Origin of the sequence: Streptomyces sp. NPDC002463, assembly GCF_042889835.1 — a bacterium.
Classification (GTDB): Bacteria; Actinomycetota; Actinomycetes; order Streptomycetales; family Streptomycetaceae; genus Streptomyces; species Streptomyces nymphaeiformis.
The window spans coordinates 142661-158430 of record NZ_JBIARL010000013.1 but is presented as its reverse complement, the minus strand read 5'-3'; the positions used below and the strand labels follow the sequence as shown (position 1 = coordinate 158430).

13 protein-coding genes are annotated in these 15770 nt (G+C 73.7%); 4 read left to right on the top strand and 9 right to left on the bottom strand.

Annotated features, from left to right (window positions below):
• The first annotated feature begins 129 nt into the window (after positions 1-129).
• On the top strand, positions 130-945 hold the full coding sequence (locus ACFYX3_RS25975; RefSeq protein ID WP_389017811.1) for a hypothetical protein: 816 nt from the start codon (positions 130-132) through the stop codon (positions 943-945).
• Positions 946-1006: 61 nt separating this feature from the next.
• Here the strand turns inward: ACFYX3_RS25975 and ACFYX3_RS25970 are convergent, their stop codons facing one another.
• The 3 genes from ACFYX3_RS25970 to ACFYX3_RS25960 all read right to left on the bottom strand — a co-directional run bounded on the left by ACFYX3_RS25970 (position 1007) and on the right by ACFYX3_RS25960 (position 4225).
• Complete coding sequence (locus tag ACFYX3_RS25970; RefSeq protein ID WP_389017808.1) at positions 1007-2557, bottom strand: MFS transporter; 1551 nt, start codon at positions 2555-2557, stop codon at positions 1007-1009.
• A gap of 91 nt (positions 2558-2648) precedes the next feature.
• Positions 2649-3062, bottom strand: coding sequence for a RidA family protein (locus ACFYX3_RS25965; protein WP_389017805.1), 414 nt, complete (start codon positions 3060-3062; stop codon positions 2649-2651).
• Positions 3059-4225 (bottom strand): acyl-CoA dehydrogenase family protein, encoded by a 1167-nt coding sequence (locus tag ACFYX3_RS25960; protein WP_389017803.1) that lies wholly within the window; start codon positions 4223-4225, stop codon positions 3059-3061. The genes ACFYX3_RS25965 and ACFYX3_RS25960 overlap by 4 nt, the downstream gene beginning before the upstream one ends.
• Before the next feature lie 378 nt (positions 4226-4603).
• On the opposite strand from ACFYX3_RS25960, the gene ACFYX3_RS25955 reads away from it, so the two are divergent.
• Both ACFYX3_RS25955 and ACFYX3_RS25950 read left to right on the top strand, forming a co-directional pair.
• On the top strand, positions 4604-6226 hold the full coding sequence (locus ACFYX3_RS25955; protein ID WP_382659317.1) for an AMP-binding protein: 1623 nt from the start codon (positions 4604-4606) through the stop codon (positions 6224-6226).
• 37 nt (positions 6227-6263) lie between these two features.
• Positions 6264-7085 carry a PaaX family transcriptional regulator C-terminal domain-containing protein gene (locus ACFYX3_RS25950; RefSeq protein WP_376594149.1) on the top strand — a complete coding sequence of 274 codons (822 nt, stop codon included), beginning with the start codon at positions 6264-6266 and terminating at the stop codon, positions 7083-7085.
• On the opposite strand, the gene ACFYX3_RS25945 is transcribed toward ACFYX3_RS25950, so the two are convergent.
• The 3 genes from ACFYX3_RS25945 to ACFYX3_RS25935 all read right to left on the bottom strand — a co-directional run bounded on the left by ACFYX3_RS25945 (position 7086) and on the right by ACFYX3_RS25935 (position 10827).
• The gene (locus ACFYX3_RS25945) at positions 7086-7565 is read right to left on the bottom strand and encodes a DUF1772 domain-containing protein (RefSeq protein WP_376594148.1); all 480 of its coding nucleotides are present in this window, start codon (positions 7563-7565) and stop codon (positions 7086-7088) included.
• A 77-nt stretch (positions 7566-7642) separates the two neighbouring features.
• A complete protein-coding gene (locus tag ACFYX3_RS25940) occupies positions 7643-9877 on the bottom strand; it encodes a bifunctional salicylyl-CoA 5-hydroxylase/oxidoreductase (RefSeq protein WP_389018098.1) in 2235 nt (744 codons plus the stop codon).
• Positions 9878-9999: 122 nt separating this feature from the next.
• Entirely contained in the window at positions 10000-10827 is an 828-nt protein-coding gene (locus ACFYX3_RS25935) for an enoyl-CoA hydratase family protein (RefSeq protein WP_116158333.1), read from the bottom strand.
• Positions 10828-11117: 290 nt separating this feature from the next.
• Here ACFYX3_RS25935 and ACFYX3_RS25930 point away from each other — a divergent pair, with 290 nt between their 5' ends.
• Complete coding sequence (locus tag ACFYX3_RS25930; protein WP_389017797.1) at positions 11118-11585, top strand: ATP-binding protein; 468 nt, start codon at positions 11118-11120, stop codon at positions 11583-11585.
• Between the two features lie 75 nt (positions 11586-11660).
• On the opposite strand, the gene argF is transcribed toward ACFYX3_RS25930, so the two are convergent.
• The 3 genes from argF to ACFYX3_RS25915 all read right to left on the bottom strand — a co-directional run bounded on the left by argF (position 11661) and on the right by ACFYX3_RS25915 (position 14884).
• The gene (gene argF / locus ACFYX3_RS25925; protein WP_389017794.1) at positions 11661-12662 is read right to left on the bottom strand and encodes an ornithine carbamoyltransferase; all 1002 of its coding nucleotides are present in this window, start codon (positions 12660-12662) and stop codon (positions 11661-11663) included.
• A 105-nt stretch (positions 12663-12767) separates the two neighbouring features.
• A complete protein-coding gene (locus ACFYX3_RS25920; RefSeq protein ID WP_389017791.1) occupies positions 12768-14000 on the bottom strand; it encodes an arginine deiminase in 1233 nt (410 codons plus the stop codon).
• Between the two features lie 50 nt (positions 14001-14050).
• Positions 14051-14884, bottom strand: coding sequence for a hypothetical protein (locus ACFYX3_RS25915; protein WP_389017788.1), 834 nt, complete (start codon positions 14882-14884; stop codon positions 14051-14053).
• Positions 14885-15770 lie beyond the last annotated feature (886 nt).

Here is a 15770-nt window from a genome sequence, read left to right as displayed (position 1 = left end):
CGTGCCAGTGATCTTATGGGTAGCCGGCCGCGAACGGACCACCTGTCCCACGGCGAGCAGGTCGCCGAGTCTCATATCGATCCGGGCACAACGGAGTGGCGGGGTTCCGGAGGTCTCTACGATCCCGGCGTGGACTCGTACGCGTATGCACCGCCGCCGCCTCCGTCGCCGCCCCGAGGGGCTGTTCGGCGGTGGTGGCGGCATCCGGGGCTCGTCGTCGTCGCGCTGGTCGTGCTGCCGCCCGTCGGGATCGGGCTCGCGTGGCTGAGTCCCTGGGACCGGAAGCGGAAGATCCTCGCCAGTGTGCTCGCGGCCGTGTGGTTCGCGCTGCCCTTCCTCAGGGGTGATCCGCCGAAGGAGGAGAAGGCGGGGAGGGGCGACGCCCGGCCGCCCGCCGCGTCCGTCAGCGCCTCCGCCGCCCCCTCGCCCGCCGGGCCCCCCGCGCTCGTGGGGAAGGGGCTCGAGGAGGCGCAGGAGGTCGCCTCCGCCGCCGGGTACTCCGTCGTGTCGCACGATGCCTCCGAGCGGGACGACCGGCAGTGGGACGCGGGTGAGTGGGCCGTGTGCTTCCAGACCTCGGCGGGGCAGCGGGACGGTGGCCGGCCCGTGCTGGATCTCGGTGTGGTGCGGGACGGGGCGCCTTGCCCCGGCGCCGACGGAGGCAGGATTCCCTGGCCGGCGATGCCCGCCGTCACCGGGGTGACCCTCGCTCGGGCCGGTGAGCTGCTGAAGCCCGTCGGGGTCAAGAAGGTCGACGTGGAGAGCGCGTACTCCGATGTGGAGCTGCCCGGTGTCGCCGACCCGTGGAAGGTCTGCTTCCAGGACCCCGCTCCGGGCAGGCAGATCGAGAATCCTCAGTACTCGACCGTGTATCTGAAGGTCGCTCCGCCCGGTGCCCCCTGTCCCGAGCGGCCGTACGCCGAGCTGCATCCGGACAGGCCCTAGGGCCTGTCTTTCGTGCCGGGCCCCGCGAGCCCGGCATGACCCGAAAGACAGGCCCTAGCGCTCAGGCCCCCGGCATCACGCCGCCGCCTTTGAGCCGTTCGAGGTCGGATGCGCGGACCTGGATCACGAAGAGGGCGACCAGGGCACCGACGACCGCGAAGATCGCCGCTGTGACGAAGCCCGCGGTGACGCCGGAGGTGAGGACCTGGTCGCTCCAGGGCGGAGGAAGCTGGCCGGTCTTGGCGAACTGGGCCTTCTCCAGCGGGCCGGCCTGGGAGAGGAAGGCCGGTACCTGCTGGTCCGCCTCGTTGCGGCTGGCCGTGCCGAAGACGGTCACCAGGATGGAGAGGCCGAGCGAACCGCCGACCTGCTGCATGGCGTTGAGCAGGCCGGACGCGGCGCCGGACTCCTGCGGTTCGACGTTCGACAGCGCCATGATGGTCAGCGAGACGAACATCAGGCCCATGCCCATGCCGAAGACGAGGATCGGTCCGAGGATGCTGCCCGCGTAGGTGGAGTTCACATCGGTGAGCGTCAGCCAGGACAGGCCGATCGCGGTGAGGATCGACCCCGTCACCATGAAGGGCTTCGGGCCGAGCCTGGGCAGCAGGTTGGACGTGATGCCGGCGCCGACCGCGATGATCGCGCTGACCGGCAGGAACGCGAGGCCCGTCATCAGGGGGCTGAATCCCAGCACCTGCTGCACGAACAGGGTGAGGAAGAAGAACATCCCGAAGATGGCCGCCGCCAGGCAGAGCATGATGACGTAGGTGCCCGAGCGGTTGCGGTCGGCGAACATGTGCAGCGGCGTGATGGGTTGCTGGGAGCGCCGCTCGATGAGGATGAACGTGGCCAGGAGGACGATCGCGGCGGCGAACGAGCCGATCGTGTAGGGATCGCTCCAGCCCTCCTGCGCGGCCCGGATGAAGCCGTACACCAGCGCCACCATGCCGAGCGTCGAGGTCAGCGCGCCGGCGAGGTCGAAGTGGCCGGGGTGCCGCTCGGACTCCTTGACGTGACGCGGCGTGAGGATCGCGATCACGATGGCGATCGGGACGTTGACGAAGAAGATCCAGCGCCAGTCGAGCCATTGGACGAGCATGCCGCCGGCCACCAGGCCGATCGCGCCGCCGCCGGCCGAGACGCCCGCGAAGACGCCGAAGGCCCGGTTGCGTTCCGGGCCTTCGTCGAACGTGGTGGTGATGAGGGAGAGCGAGGTCGGTGAGGCTATCGCGCCGCCGACGCCCTGGAGCGACCGTGCCGCGAGGAGTTGCCACTCGCTCTGCGCGAGTCCGCAGAAGAGGGAGGCGAGCCCGAAGAGCAGCACGCCGAAGATGAAGACGCGTCGCCGGCCCAGGATGTCACCGGTGCGCCCGCCGAGGAGCAACAGGCCCCCGAAGGTGAGGGTGTAGGCGTTGACGACCCAGGACAGACTGGTCGTGGAGAAGTCCAGTGCGCTCTGGATGTGCGGGAGCGCGATGTTCACGATCGTGATGTCGAGAACCACCATGAGCTGGCAGGACGCGATCACGAACAGGGCGATGCCCTTGCCGTCGCCGCCCTTCTTCGGGGCGGCGGTCTGTGCCGGTGTCGTCGGCTTGGGTGTACTCATTGGGCGCCTCGGGCCTCGCCTGGTGAGTGAGCCGTGGGCCGGTCAGTCCACCTTTCGACACTAAGCCCGGCCCGGACGGTCGACCAGTTGATCAAGCGTGCGCGGGCTCGTCCAGGACCGCGAAGCCGTCGAGCTCCACCAGGGCCTGCTCGTCCCAGAGTCGTACGACTCCGATGACGGCCATCGCCGGGTAGTCGCGGCCCGCCAACCGGCGCCAGATACGGCCCAGTTCGTGCGCCTGCTCGCGGTAGCCGGGGACGTCCGTGGTGTAGACGGTGACGCGGGCGAGGTCGGCGGAGGTGCCGCCGGCATGCCGCAGGGCGGTGAGCAGATTGCCGAGGGCGGTGGCGAACTGCTCGGCGAGGCCCTCCCCCACGACCTTGCCCTCGGTGTCGAGCGCGGTCTGTCCGGCGAGGAAGACGAGCCGGGTCCCGGTGGCGGTGACGGCGTGCGAGAAGCCGGTGGGCGGGGAGAGTTCGGCGGGGTTGTGGCGGTGCAGGCTCATGGGGTCGACTCCTCGGTCTTCGGCTCCTCGGTGAACGTTGCGGGCGGCACCTTCGCGTACAGCTCCTTCGCGATGATCGTGCGCTGGACCTCCGTCGCGCCCTCGTAGATCCGGGGCGCGCGGACCTCCCGGTAGAGGTGCTCCAGGAGGTGGCCGCGCTGGAGGGCGAGGGCGCCGTGCAGCTGGACGGCGGCGTCGACGACGTACTGGGCGGTCTCGGTGGCGAGGAGCTTGGCCATGGCGGAGCGCCGGGGGACGTCCGGGTCGCCCTCGTCGTACGCGACGGCCGCCGCGTACACGAGGAGGCGGGCGGCCTCGGTGCGGGTGGCCATCTCGGCGACGCGGTGCGAGACGGCCTGGAGGTCGGCGAGGACGCCCCCGAAGGCGGGGCGGGCGGCCGTGTGGGCGAGGGCCGCGTCGAGGGCGGCCTGCGCCATCCCGACGGCGAAGGCTCCGACGCTGGGGCGGAAGAGGTTGAGGGTGTTCATGGCGACGCGGAAGCCCTTGTCCGGTGCGCCGAGGAGGTCCTCGGGGCCGACGGGGACGCCGTCGAAGGTGAGGGTGCCGAGGGCGTGCGGGGCGAGCATGTCGAGCGGCTCGCCGCCGAGGCCCGGGCGGTCGGCGGGGACGAGGAAGGCGGTGACGCCGCGGGCCCCCGCACCCCGGGTCGTGCGGGCGAAGACGGTGGCGAAGTCGGCCTCGGGGGCGTTGGAGATCCAGCGTTTCTCCCCGTGCAGACGCCAGCCGCCGCGCCCGTCGGGGACGGCGTCGAGGGCGAGGGCGGCGGCGTCGGAGCCGGCGTCCGGTTCGGAGAGGGCGAAGGCGGCGACGGCGCGTCCCGCGGTGGCCTCGGGGAGCCAGCGGGCGCGCTGGGCGGGCGTGCCGAAGGCGGCGACGGGGTGGGTGCCGAGGCCCTGGAGGGCGAGGGCGGTCTCGGCCTCGGTGCAGGTCCGGGCGAGGGATTCGCGCAGGAGGCAGAGCTCGAGGGCGCCGGCCTCGAAGAGGCGGGCGAGCAGGCCGAGCTCGCCGAGGGCGGCGACGAGGGGGCGGTTCACCCGGCCGGGTTCGCCCTGGTCGGCGAGGGGCTTCAGGCGTTCGGCGGCGAGCGCGCTGAGCTCGGCACACCAGGTGGTCTGTGACGGATCGAGCGAGAATGCGGGCATGTGGGCCCTCCCTGACGCCCTCCGGCGCCCGTGTGGCGGCGCCGTGCGGCGCCGTCGTCCGTGCACCGTCCGGCGCCGTGGTCCTGACGCCGCCCGGCGCTCTCCTCCGGGCTCCCTCCGGGGGCCCGGTCCCGACTCCTTCCCGCGCCTTCGCCCAGGCGCCCTCCGGTGCCTTCGTCCCGACACCGTCCGACGCCCCGGCCGGGGCGGCATCCGGCGCCCTGGTCCCGGCGTCGCCCGACGCCCTGGTCCGGGCGGCGTCCGGTGCCTTCGCCCCTACGCCTCACGGCACCTCTGTCGCGAACCGTTGACTGTCGTCACCAACACGATACGCTCGTGGAGCGATGGACGACCCCACCACGACAGGGGGACGGACTCATGGAGCTGACACCTTCGGCCCACCTCGACACGTTCGCCCGGGACCGGCTGCCCCCGCCCGGCCACTGGCCCCGTCTCGTCTTCGACCTTCCCGAGCTGCTCTACCCCGACCGGCTCAACTGCGGCACGGAACTCCTCGACCGCACGGTGGAGCGGTTCGGCGCGGACCGTCCCGCGTTCCTCGACGGCGAGGGCGGGGTCTGGAGCTACGGGGAGCTCCGCGAGCGGGTGGACCGCATCGCGCACGTCCTCACCACCGACCTCCGGGTGCTGCCCGGCAACCGGGTCCTCCTGCGCGGCCCCACCACCCCCTGGCTCGCCGCCTGCTGGCTCGCCGTGATGAAGGCCGGCGGGGTCGCCGTCACCGTCCTGGCCCAGCAGCGCGCCCCCGAGCTGGCCGTGATGGCCGAAGCGGCGCAGTGCACCCACGCGCTCTGCGACGACCGCGTGCTCGACGAGCTGCTCGCGGCCCGGATACCCGGGCTCCGGGTCACCCCCTTCGGCGGGGACGGCCCGGACGACCTGCTGACCCTCGCCGAACGGCACTCGGAGCCGTACGAGGCGGTGGCGACCGCCGCCGACGACGTGGCCCTGATCGCCTTCACCTCCGGTACGACCGGGCGGCCCAAGGGCTGCGTCCACTTCCACCGGGACGTCCTGGCCGTCGCCGACACCTTCTCCGCGCACGTCCTGCGCCCGCTGCCCGACGACGTCTTCGCCGGTTCGCCGCCGCTCGCCTTCACCTTCGGCCTCGGCGGGCTCGTCGTCTTCCCCCTGCGGGCCGGGGCGAGCGCGGTCCTCCTCGAACAGGCCGGGCCCAAGCAGCTGCTCGCGGCGATCGAGCGGCACCGGGTCTCGGTGCTCTTCACCGCCCCGACGGCCTACCGGGTGATGCTCGACGAGCTGACCCTGGGCACCGCCCCGGAGGTCTCCTCGCTGCGCCGCTGCGTCTCGGCCGGCGAGAACCTGCCGGAGGCGACCTGGACGGCCTGGTACGCCCGGACCGGACTCCGCCTGATCAACGGCATCGGGGCGACGGAGCTGCTGCACATCTTCATCTCCGCCGCCGACGGCGACATACGCCCCGGCAGGACCGGCCGGCCGGTGCCCGGCTGGCAGGCCAGGATCGTCGACCGCGACGGCAACGGCGTCCCGGACGGCGAGGAGGGGCTGCTCGCGGTGCGCGGCCCGGTGGGCTGCCGCTATCTGGCCGACCCCCGCCAGGCGGAGTACGTACGGAACGGCTGGAACGTCACGGGCGACACGTACGTCCGCGAACCCGACGGCTGGTTCCGCTACGTCTCACGGGCCGACGACATGATCATCTCCGCCGGCTACAACATCGCCGGACCCCAGGTCGAGGAGGTGCTCCTCGACCACCCCGACGTCGTGGAGACGGCCGTGGTGGGCCGCCCGGACGAGCTGCGCGGCCAGGTCGTCGTGGCGTACACGGTGGTACGGGACGGGGTGCCGCGCGACGCCGGGACCGCCGCCGCGCTGCGGGCCTTCGTCCGCGCCCGCATCGCCCCGTACAAATCTCCCCGGGAGATCGTCTTCCTCGACGCGCTGCCGCGCACGGCGACGGGCAAGCTCCAGCGCTTCCTGCTCCGGAACCCGGCGTGACCGGCATGACGTGTGCACCACCGCTTAGAGTGATCACGTGGCCGAGCAGCACACCCCCCGATCCCTGATCGTCTCCTTCTACGGCGCCTACGGCCGTGCGCCCGACGAGTCCCCGGTGCCGGTGGCGGCGCTCATCAGGCTGCTCGGCGTGCTCGGCGTCGACGCGCCCTCGGTGCGCTCCTCGGTGTCGCGGCTGAAGCGGCGCGGGCTGCTGCTGCCGGGCCGGACGGCGGGCGGCGCCGCCGGGTACGCCCTCTCCGAGGACGCCCGGCGGCTCCTGGACGACGGCGACCGCCGGATCTACGCACGTACGGAACCGAAGCTGTCCGAGGGCTGGGTCCTGGCCGTCTTCTCGGTGCCCGAGGCCGAGCGGCACAAGCGGCACCTGCTGCGCTCCCGGCTCGCCCGCCTCGGCTTCGGCTCGGCCGCGCCGGGCGTCTGGATCGCGCCGGCCCGGCTGTACGAGGAGACCCGGAACGCCCTGGAGCGCCTGGAGCTCTCCCCGTACGTGGACCTCTTCCGCGGCGACCACCTGGGGTACACGGCGACCGCCGGGGCGGTGGCCCGCTGGTGGGACCTGCCGGCGATCGCCGGGCTCCACGAGGAGTTCCTGGCGGCCCACGAGCCGGTCCTGCGGGCCTGGCGGGCGGCCCCGGCGGGCGCCGAGGACGCCTACCGGGACTACCTCCTCGCCCTGGACTCCTGGCGCCGGCTGCCCTACGCGGACCCGGTGCTCCCGGCGGAGCTCCTGCCGGACGACTGGCCGGGCCGCCGCTCGGCGGAGGTCTTCACGGCCCTGCACGAACTGCTGCGGGACCGGGGCGCGGAGTACGTCGGCCCGTTCCTCTCGGGGGAGTAGCTACTTCCGTACGGCCAGGGCCCGCAGCAGGCAGGCGAGCCCGGCCGTGCCGAGGACCGCGCGGACCAGGTTCCACGCCACCCACGGGGTCTCGAAGGCGGCGCGGGCGGCGGCGGGGTCCTTCGTCGCGGCGAGGGCGTCGTTGAGCGGGACGTTCGCCGCCGAGGTGACGACCAGGACCGCCAGGCCGAGGACGAACGCGGCGAGCGTCCAGACCCGGGCCCGGCCGGCCCGGTGCTGCCAGGCCGCGACCGCCGTGAGGACCGGCACCCCGAAGAACGGGGTGAAGAACACCGGGTTCTGGATCACGTCGTTGATGTTCCGCATCACCTCCACGTAGACCCGGTCGTCGCTGCGCGCCAGCGCCGGCATCACCGAGCAGACGTACGCGAACCACACCCCCGCGAGCAGTCCCGTCGCCACCGTCGCCGCGCCGAGGACCAGCCCGGCGCCCTTCTTCCCGCCCCTGTTTTCTGTCATGTCCTCATTCAAGGGCAGGAGGCGGTGCGGTCGACATGGTTCCGCGTCGCAGCCGCATGCGCGAGCGTCCAGCGTCGTCAGTCCCGGCGGCCGGTCGGCGGTCGGCGGCTGCCCGCGCGGTACGGGGCGGGCCAGGGGGCGGCCGGGCCCCGGTACTCCTGCTCGGCCGCCGCGTGCAGGGTCCAGTGCGGGTCGTAGAGGTGGGGTCGGGCGAGGGCGCAGAGGTCGGCGCGGCCCGCGAGGAGCAGGGAGTTGACGTCGTCCCAGGAGGAGATCGCGCCGACCGCGATCACCGGGACGCCGAGCTCGTTGCGGATGCGGTCGGCGTAGGGCGTCTGGTACGAGCGGCCGAAGGCGGGCTCCTCGTCGGGGACGACCTGGCCGGTGGAGACGTCGATGGCGTCGGCTCCGTGGTCCGCGAAGGCGCGGGCGATCGCGACGGCGTCGGCGGCGGTCGTGCCGCCCTCGGCCCAGTCGGTGGCGGAGATGCGGACGGTCATCGGCCGGTCGGCCGGCCAGGCCTCCCGTACCGCGTCGAAGACCTCCAGGGGGTAGCGCAGCCGGGCGGTGAGGTCGCCGCCGTACGCGTCGGTGCGGTGGTTGGTGAGCGGGGAGAGGAAGGAGGAGAGGAGGTAGCCGTGGGCGCAGTGCAGTTCGAGGAGGTCGAAGCCGCTGCGGGCGGCGCGGCGGGCGGCGGCGGTGAACTGCTCGCGTACGGCGGTCAGTCCGGCGCGGTCGAGGGCGGTCGGGGTCTGGTTGACGCCCGCCCGGTACGGGAGGGGCGAGGCGGCGACGAGGGGCCAGTTCCCGTCGGGGAGGGGCTGGTCGATGCCCTCCCACATGCGGCGGGTGGAGCCCTTGCGGCCCGAGTGGCCGAGCTGGACGCCGAGCGCGGTGCCCGGCGACTGCGCGTGGACGAAGTCGGCTATGCGGGCCCAGGCCCCGGCCTGCCCGTCCGTCCAGAGGCCGGCGCAGCCCGGGGTGATGCGGCCCTCGGGGCTCACGCAGACCATCTCGGTCATGACGAGTCCGGCGCCGCCGAGGGCCCTGGAGCCGAGGTGGACGAGGTGGAAGTCGCCGGGGACGCCGTCCTCGGCGACGTACAGGTCCATGGGTGAGACGACGACCCTGTTGCGGAGGGTCAGTCCGCGCAGCCGGAAGGGGGTGAACATCGGCGGAGTGCCGGGCGGGCAGCCGAAGTCCTCCTCGACGGCGGCGGTGAAGGCGGGGTCGCGCAGCTTCAGGTTGGCGTGGGTGACGCGGCGGCTGCGGGTGAGCAGGTCGAAGGCGAAACGGCGGGGCGGCCGGTCGACGTGCCCGGCGAGCTCCTCGAACCAGCTCAGGCTGGCGCCGGCCGCGCGCTGGGTGGACTCGACGACGGGACGGCGCTCCGTCTCGTACGCGGTGAGGGCCTCGTCGAGGGTGGGGTGGGCGGCGACGGCGGCGGCGAGGGCGACGGCGTCCTCGACGGCCAGTTTGGTGCCGGAGCCGATGGAGAAGTGCGCGGTGTGGGCGGCGTCGCCGATGAGGACGGTGTTGCCGTGGGACCAGCGGGCGTTGGCGACGGTGCGGAAGGCGGTCCAGCTGGAGTTGTTCGCGCGGAGCTCCCGGCCGCCGAGCGCCTCGGCGAAGATCTTGGCGCAGCGGGCGGTGGACTCGGCCTCGTCGAGCTCGTGGAAGCCGGCGGCCCGCCAGACCTCCTCGCGCATCTCGACGATGACCGTGGAGGATTCGGTGGAGTACGGGTAGGCGTGGAGCTGCATCACGCCGTACTCGGTCTCGGCGATCTCGAAGCGGAAGGCCTCGAAGGGGAAGTCGGCGGCGAGCCAGATGTAGCGGCAGCGGTGGGTGGTGATCCGGGGCCGGAAGTGCGCGGCGTGGGTCTCGCGGGTGCGGCTGTGGACGCCGTCGGCGGCGATCACCAGGTCGTGGTCGCCGGCGAGGACGGCGGCGGGCGGGGCCTCGGTGCGGAACCGGAGCCGTACGCCGAGGTCGGCGCAGCGGGCGTGCAGGAGCTCCAGGAGCCGGCGGCGGCCGAGGGCGGCGAAGCCGTGGCCGGTGGAGGTGATGCGGTGGCCCCGGTGGACGACGTCGATGTCGTCCCAGCGGACGAGCTCGCGGCGCAGCGCCTCGTACACGACGGGGTCGGCGTCCCGGATCCCGCCGAGGGTCTCGTCGGAGAGGACGACGCCGAACCCGAAGGTGTCGGAGGGCGCGTTCCGCTCCCAGACGGTGATCTCACGGTCCGGGTCCTGGCGCTTGAGGAGCGCGGCGGCGTAGAGGCCGCCGGGGCCGCCGCCTACGACGGCGATCCGGACGGGGTGGGGGCCGGGATCGGGGGCGGGGGCTCCCCCGGGCCTGGGGCCCGGGGCTGCGGTGCGTCCGGGGGCCTGTGCCGGGTCTGCGGAGTCCCCCGGGCCCTGCCCCGGCACCGTCAGCACCCCCGCCACTTCGGGGGGCGTTTCTCGGTGAAGGCGGCGTGGAACTCGGCGTAGTCCTCGCCGTTCATCAGGAGCGCCTGCGTCGCCGCGTCCATTTCGACGGCCGCCGCGAGCGGCATGTCGAGCTCGGCGGTGAGCAGCGCCTTCGTCTGGGCGAGGGCGAGGGCCGGGCCGTCCGCGAGGCGGCGGGCGAGGGCGGCGGCCCGCTCCCCCGCCGCGCCCTCCTCGGTGAGCTCGCTGAGGAGGCCGATGCGCTCGGCCTCGGCCGCGTGGACGGGCTCGCCCAGCATGAGCAGGCGGGTGGCGTGGCCGAGTCCGACGACCCGGGGCAGCAGATAGGCGGCGCCCATGTCGCCGCCGGAGAGCCCGACCCGGGTGAAGAGGAACGAGAAGCGGGTGGTGGGGTCGGCGATCCGGAAGTCGGCGGCGAGGGCGAGGACGGCCCCGGCGCCGGCGGCGACGCCGTGGAGCGCGGCGACGACGGGGAAGGGGCATTCGCGGATCGCGCGGACGACCTGGCCGGTCATCCGGTTGAAGTCGAGGAGCCGGGCGGTGTCGAGGGCGAGGGTGGCGCCGATGATCTCGTCGACGTCGCCGCCCGAGCAGAAGCCGCGGCCTTCGCCGCCGAGGACGAGGGCGCGGACGGCGCGCTCGCGGGAGAGCTCGGCGAGGAGGTCGCGCAGGTCGGCGTAGGCGCCGAAGGTGAGCGCGTTGAGTTTCGCGGGGCGGGCGAGGGTGACGGTGGCGACGCCCTGGTCGATGTCGAGGCGCAGGTGCTGCCAGTGGGCCGTGCGGGGCGTGGAGCCGGTAAAGGGGCTCATCCGAGGGGCCTCCTTCCTCCGCAGGGAGGGTATCACCGTACTGTGACTGTCGTCACGAGTACGCGATAAGGCCGATGAGGACGGCGTGAATCCGGGCCCCCAAAGGTCCCGGACGATCGGTGACCGAGGTCCCTGCCGCGGGGGTGGGGGTGCCCTGGGAAACGGATTTTGCACCTCGTAAGGTTGAAACCAGGACGTCTCGGGTCTCCCCCACCCCGCCCCCACCCCCCACTCGTCCCGCCCACCTCCCGGTGAAGCGCCCACTCCTCGGTGAAGGGAGCCTGCCGCACATGCCCGAAGCCACCACCGGACCCGCCACCGCGTGGCGCGTCCGCCTGCCCCACACCACCGCCGCCGTGCCGATCGCCCGCGCCCTGGTCCGCAACGCGCTCACCGACCCCGCCCCCGGGGCCGGGGGCCGCCCCGACAGCGACACGGCGGAGCTCCTCACCGCCGAACTCGTCGCCAACGCCGTCGAGCACACCGCCGGCGCCGGCCCCATCGAGCTGGTCGTCGAACTGCTCTCGGCGCCCGGCGGCTGCCAGATCGAGGTCCACGACTCCCAGCCCGCCCGCCCCGGCGAGCTCGTCTGCCCCGACCCGGAGACCGGGGTCGACCCCTGGCAGGAGCACGGCCGCGGCCTCTTCCTGATCCGGGCACTCAGCAGCGACTGCGGCCACCGCCCGACGGCACAGGGCAAGGCGGTCTGGTTCACGCTGCCCGGGATACCGGAACAGCGGCGCCGGCGGGCGGACTGACGGGGCGGGACGGCCCCCGCGGTGGCCGTGGGGCCTACGCGAGGGCCGGGGGGGAAAGCGGCGGGCCCGTGCGGTCTACGCGCCCAGCGTCGCGACCAGGACCGCCTTGATCGTGTGCATCCGGTTCTCGGCCTCGTCGAAGACCACCGAGTGCGCCGACTCGAAGACCTCGTCCGAGACCTCCAGCTCGGTCAGGCCGTGCCGGGCGTGGATGTCACGGCCGACGGCCGTGCCCAGGTCGTGGAAGGCGGGCAGGCAGTGCAGGAACTTGACGTCCGGGTTGCCGGTGGCGCGCAGCACGTCCATCGTCACGGAGTACGGGGACAGCGCGGCGATCCGCTCGTCCCAGACCTCCTTCGGCTCGCCCATGGACACCCAGACGTCGGTGACGACGAAGTCCGCTCCGGCCACGCCCCAGGACACGTCCTCGGTGAGCGTGATCGTGGCGCCGCTGGCCTCCGCGAGCTTGCGGGCCGCGGCGACGACCTCCTCGGCCGGCCAGTACGCCTCGGGGGCGACGATCCGGACGTCCATGCCGAGCAGGGCGCCGGTGACGAGGTACGAGTTGCCCATGTTGAAGCGGGCGTCGCCGAGGTAGGCGAAGGCGATCCCGTCGATCGGCTTGTCCACGTGCTCGGTCATGGTGAGCACGTCGGCCAGCATCTGGGTGGGGTGCCAGTCGTCGGTGAGGCCGTTGAAGACGGGCACGCCCGCGAAGGCGGCGAGCTCCTCGACCGCGGCCTGGCTGTCCCCGCGGTACTCGATGCCGTCGAACATCCGGCCGAGGACGCGGGCGGTGTCCTTGACCGACTCCTTGTGGCCGATCTGGGAGCCCGAGGGGTCGAGGTAGGTGGTGGAGGCGCCCTGGTCGGCGGCGGCGACCTCGAAGGCGCAGCGGGTGCGGGTCGAGGTCTTCTCGAAGATCAGGGCGATGTTCCTGCCGCGCAGCCGCTGCACCTCGGTGCCCGCCTTCTTGGCGGCCTTGAGCTCGGCGGCGAGCGCGATCAGGCCGCGGAACTCCTCGGCGGTGAAGTCCAGCTCCTTGAGGAAGTGGCGGCCGATGAGGTCTGTGGCCATGGGACGCGCTCCTGTGGGTACGGGTCGGGAGGACGGCGGTCGGGACTCCTGGAAGTGTATACGCACTTCAACATTTCTATACAGCCCCCTCCCTTGCCCTGCCGCTCAGGCGGCGTCCCGCTCCACCGGACAGCTCATGCAGCGCGGACCGCCCCTCCCCCGGCCCAGCTCGCTGCCGGGGATCTCGATCACCTCGATGCCCTGCTTGCGCAGATGCGTGTTCGTCGTGACGTTCCGCTCGTACGCGACGACCACCCCCGGCTCCACGGCCAGCACGTTGCACCCGTCGTCCCACTGCTCGCGCTCCGCCGCGTGCACGTCCTGGGTCGCCGTGAGCACCCGGATGTCCTGGAGCCCGAGCGCCGCCGCGATGGCGCTGTGCATCTGCTCCGGCGGATGGTCGGTGACCCGGAGCGACTGCCCCGCGTCGCCCGGCTCGATCGTGTACGAGCGGAGCATGCCCAGCCCCGCGTACTGCGTGAACGTGTCCTGGTCGACCATCGTCATCACCGTGTCCAGGTGCATGAACGCCCGCCGCTTCGGCATGTCCAGCGCGATGATCATGCGTGCCGAACCGGCCGCGAACATCCCCCGCGCCAGCATCTCCACCGCCTGCGGCGTGGTCCGCTCGCTCATCCCGATCAGCACGGCGCCGTTGCCGATGACGAGGACGTCGCCGCCCTCGATCGTCGACGGGTAGTCCGTCTGCCCCTCCGACCAGTGGTGGAAGGAACCCGCCTCCGGGCCCGTGAACAGCGGGTGGTGCTTGTAGATCGCCTCGAAGTGCACCGTCTCGCGCTGCCGGGCCGGCCAGCGCATGGCGTTGATGGACACGCCGTCGTAGATCCAGGCCGAGGTGTCCCGGGTGAAGAGGTGGTTCGGCAGCGGTCCGAGGACGAAGTCGTCCAGGTCCAGGGCGTGGAAACGGACCGAGGTCGGCTCCCGGTGCACCGCCAGGAACTCCCGCTTCGTCATGCCGCCGACCAGCGCCTCGCCGAGCGCGCCGGCGTCCAGCGAGTCGAAGGCCGCGCGCAGGTGGTCGGCGGCGAGCGGCCCGTACTCCTTCTCGTCGAAGACCCGGTCGAGGACCAGCGCGCGGGCCGCCGGGACCTCCAGGGCCTCGCGCAGCAGATCCCCGAAGAGGTGCACCTCCACCCCCCGGTCGCGCAGCACGTCCGCGAAGCCGTCGTGCTCCTGCCGGGCCCGGCGCACCCACAGCACGTCGTCGAATAGGAGGGCGTCCTTGTTGGACGGGGTGAGCCGCTTCAGCTCCAGATCGGGCCGGTGCAGGATGACGCGGCGCAGGCGCCCGGTCTCGGAATCGACATGGAATCCCATGCGCCCATCCTGACGGAGCCGGGCTCGCCTGGCCCGCCTTTCGACGTGGGTCACCCGCCCCACTTGGCCAGGCCGATCAGGACGATCGCGACCACCAGGCCGCCGATCAGGAGCGCGGCCCGGCGCAGGAAGCGCCGGGTGTAGCCGTTGCCGAGGTCGTCCGGACGCTCCGGTTCCGGTGGAGGGCTCGGACGGGGCGCGGTGCGGGGCAGGCCGTACGCCTCCTTCAGGAGCGTCAGCCAGACGGCGTCCGGGAGGCCGGGGCGCTCGCCGTCGACGATCAGCCAGAACGCCTCGCGGGCGGACGGCGCCGGACTGGTACGGAGCCGCGCGAGCAGTTCGGCGACCGTGCCGACCGGGGCGTCGCCGCCGGCGAGCAGCGGGCGGACGGCCCAGCGGTGCAGCTCGGCGGCGTTCGCCGCGCGCTGCTCCTCGGGGGGCTCGGAGGGGTCGTCGCGGGCGTTCGACGGCGGGACGGCCCACAACTCCCGGGCGATGGCCACCTCACAGAGCTCCCGGCGCATCGGATGGCCCCAGGACGGCAGGCGCCGGGCGATCTCCCGGACCAGTTCGGTGACGACGGCGTACGCCTGCGGCCGGCGCAACGCGGCGAGCAGCTCGCGGCTCCCGGCCCGCACGACGAGCTCCCGGGCCTCCTCCACGGTGCGCGCGGTCGGCAACTTGTGCACGAGCGAGGTCTCGACCTCCCGCCCCTGCTTCCGCCGCCGCACCCCTTTACCGGGCCTGGTCCACTGAGGCCCGACGCGGGGCAGATCGGGGCGGGGGTGGGCGAGGGCACCTCCGTGGGCCTGGTCTGCGGGCCGGCGGGTGGGCGGGACGTCGGGGGCGGGCGGGGAGTCGGGTACGGGAGCGGGGGGCGTCACGGGCGGAGGCGGGGGCTCCGGGGCGGGTGCGGGTCGGCTCTGTTCGGACGCCCGGTCGGATGCGTGTCCGTCGTCCTGGTCCTCCGACCGGTCGGAGGACCAGGAGGCCCCACGCGACGCGGCGGCCTCCTGATCCCGCCCCGTCGGAAGCGGCCACTCCACCGGGCCGGCCCGGTCGGGCCTGACGGCCGGGTCCGGGTCCGTCGCTCCGGAGGCATCGGACCACGGGCCAGGGGAGGCCGGGTACGACGAACGGGCCGGGTCGGGGTGCACGGCACCGGACGGCTCGGGGCGTTGGGGCGCGGGGGTGCCGGGGGTCCGGGAGTCCGGGGTGATGGGGTGCCGGGGGTCGGAGGTGCCCTGTTGCCGAGGGTCAGAGGTGCCGGAGTACCGGGGGCTGGGCCTGTCCTGCTCCCGGGGGTCCGGCGCGGTCCGGTCCCGAGGACCGGCAGAGGTCCGGTCCCGAGGGTCCGAGGGGCTCGGCCCCCAGGGGCCCGGCGAGCCCTGATCCCAAGGGCTCGGAGCCCCTTGGTCCCGCGGGTCCGGAGCCCCCGGGCCCCAACGGTCCGAGCCCGCCTGATCCCGGCGGCCCTGGCCGCCTTGGCCACCCTCGCGCCCGGTGCTCCCCGCACCCTCGTCCCGAGGATCCGGCGCGGACCGGCCCCGAGGACCGGGGGCACTCTCGCCCCGAGAGCCGACGGCGCCCTGGTCCCGGGCTTCCGGTGAGGCCGGGGGCCGGGCGTCCGGCGCGTCCTCGCCCCAAGTGCGAGGCGCGCCCCGGTCCCAGGCGTCCGGCGCGGACCGGCCCCGAGGACCGGGGGCACTCTCGCCCCGAGAGCCGACGGCGCCCTGGTCCCGGGCTTCCGGTGAGGCCGGGGGCCGGGCG